We start from the raw sequence: 2,406 nt of genomic DNA, 5'->3' as shown, positions 1-2,406 counted from the left end.
CAAAACCGAAGTTCTGTTTTTCGTCAGTTTGACTGACTACCTATGAAGTATCATAGGATTTTTTTATAATAACTCGAATTAACAGGTACGTTTTGTCTTGTTTAGTTTTCAAAGATCATACTCATTGTCGCTCAGAGGCGACTTTATTAATATAACATTTGAGCACTGTGTCCGTCAAGTGTTTTTTAAAATTCTTTTTGTCAGCTTTTCTTTAAATGCAACTCAGTTGCTCATTGGCGACGTATAATAATATACCATTATGATATTCAGTTGTCAATATCTTTTTTCACAAAATATCCTCGATGATAGATTTTTTGTCCCTTTGTCTCAATTGGCTTCACTTGAATAATTCCTTTTTCCACAAGGAAATCAATCATGACGCTTAGATCAGGCGTAAAATGCTTAAGGTCAGGATGTGCAAGAAGCTCTCCAAAAAGCCAAATATCCTGCTGCTCCATTACATGACGCAAATGAGCGGCGCCAATTTCTGCTTTTGAATGGATCAAAAAATCATTCGCTAAAAATAACAGTTCTAAACGCTTATGCAGGCTTTCGTGGCTTTCAATCAGTTCTGAATAAAGTTTATATACTTCTGGCTTCATATGTCGCACTTGGTTCCAAACTGTCACTTCTGGGTGGAAACCTTTATCAATGACTTCGATACGTGCCAAATGATGCAGTGCATGCACAATGGAATTATATGCATCAAGGAATTGATTTGACTCAAAAAATGCTTTTCCTTCTATATATCTGCGAATGAGCTTGCCATATTCTAAACCGATTTTAAGCTTGCGGTTTGAAAAAGGGAATGTACTCAGTTCATCAATCAAGTTAAAAATATATTCATTTCGATCAAAGAGGACTTTGCCATTCAGAATCCAATCAATGATTCGACGGTTGGTACCGAGGGTAATCCATTCCTTCAACTGATCATCTGTGACAACATTTAAAGAAGCTGTTTGGTTATCGGATTCATAGTGCTTGATAAATAAAGGCTCTTTTGCTTCCTTTACAATGACAAGAAGTGCTGCATCAAAGTTATCTGTTTCTGAAGATACTTTATGTCTTCTTTCTACTATGATCACAGCTAATGTATCTGGATGGCTTGCTCTCTCTTGATAAATAGGACGGAGAAGATTTTCCATAGTGATTCCTCCAATACTCGGGTGTAAGGTTCTTCTCTAATGCTATGTATTTCTCCTCATAGAATCAAAATTCCTTCAATACATAAAAAAAGATCATTGAATCATTATACGTAATTTATTCACAAAACTCTATAACTAATTCAAACGGAAAGGTAAAATGTGCTATATTGGAGATAAGGGGGACTAGGAATGGCGAAATACTCCAGTAAGATTAATAAAATCAGAACATTTGCACTTAGCTTGGTTTTTGTTGGTTTTCTAATCATGTATATCGGTGTGTTCTTCAAGGAATCGATCTGGCTGTCGACCTTCTTTATGCTGCTCGGCGTCTTATCGGTTGGATTAAGTACAGCCGTTTACTTTTGGATCGGCATGCTTTCTACGAAGGCCGTGCGAGTCGTTTGTCCAAGCTGCGAGAAGGAGACAAAGGTGCTCGGACGAGTGGATATGTGCATGCATTGCAGAGAGCCGCTTACACTCGATCCAACATTAGAGGGTAAAGAGTTTGATGAATCATACAATAGAAAAAAGTCATGAAAATAAGCTGACCATTCGACTGGTCAGCTTTTTCATTAATGATTTTCTTTTTTCGCGCATTCTTGACAAGTTCCATAGATCTCCAAGCGATGATGACTGACTTTAAAGCCCGTCACATGGGATGCAAGCTGTTCTACTTCATCAAGGCCAGGATAGTGAAAGTCAACGATTTTTCCGCAGTTCTCACAAATCGCATGGTAATGGTCAGATGTCGCAAAATCAAATCGGCTTGAGGAATCCCCATACGTTAATTCCTTTACTAATCCAGATTCCCGGAAGACTCGTAAATTGTTGTAAACCGTTGCTACACTCATATTTGGAAATTTCCCTTCAAGTGCTTTATATATATCGTCCGCGGTTGGGTGAGTCATAGAATTTACGAGAAACTCCAAGATGGCATGGCGCTGCGGAGTAATTCGAACACCGTTTTCTTTTAAAGCATCTAAAGCGTCTTTTAGTTCGTTAGCAGCCATTTCATCATGCACCTCTCTTCAAAAATATTCTTATATTATAATCTTTATAAATAGTGTAAGCCCACAGCCGAAACTTTGTCAATTACAATCCTCTTTTTTACCTATTCTTCTTTACAAAAAAGACCGGCATGTTGATATTATCCCCTCTAAGTAGACAGTGTAAAAAGCCCAAGAACATATCTTGGCTGTTACACTATACTTGGAGGGGATTTTTTATGGCTAGAAAGGGACAACAATTTCAACACTATTCT

Annotated in this window: 3 protein-coding genes; 1 reads left to right on the top strand and 2 read right to left on the bottom strand. The window is 37.6% G+C overall.

The annotated features are described in order from the left end of the window. Nucleotides 1-266: 266 nt before the first annotated feature. On the bottom strand, nt 267-1,145 hold the full coding sequence (locus LC033_RS16460; protein WP_226570300.1) for a nucleotidyltransferase-like protein: 879 nt from the start codon (nt 1,143-1,145) through the stop codon (nt 267-269). A 189-nt stretch (nt 1,146-1,334) separates the two neighbouring features. Here LC033_RS16460 and LC033_RS16455 point away from each other — a divergent pair, with 189 nt between their 5' ends. Beyond that, complete coding sequence (locus LC033_RS16455; protein WP_226570298.1) at nt 1,335-1,682, top strand: YgzB family protein; 348 nt, start codon at nt 1,335-1,337, stop codon at nt 1,680-1,682. A 35-nt stretch (nt 1,683-1,717) separates the two neighbouring features. Here the strand turns inward: LC033_RS16455 and perR are convergent, their stop codons facing one another. Further along, on the bottom strand, nt 1,718-2,155 hold the full coding sequence (gene perR, locus LC033_RS16450) for a peroxide-responsive transcriptional repressor PerR (RefSeq protein ID WP_226570296.1): 438 nt from the start codon (nt 2,153-2,155) through the stop codon (nt 1,718-1,720). Between the last annotated feature and the right edge of the window lie 251 nt (nt 2,156-2,406).

Origin of the sequence: Bacillus stratosphericus (assembly GCF_020524495.1) — a bacterium.
Classification (GTDB): Bacteria; Bacillota; Bacilli; order Bacillales; family Bacillaceae; genus Bacillus; species Bacillus stratosphericus_B.
Note: the sequence above shows the minus strand (reverse complement) of the source record. Positions and strands in the feature narration are given on the sequence as shown.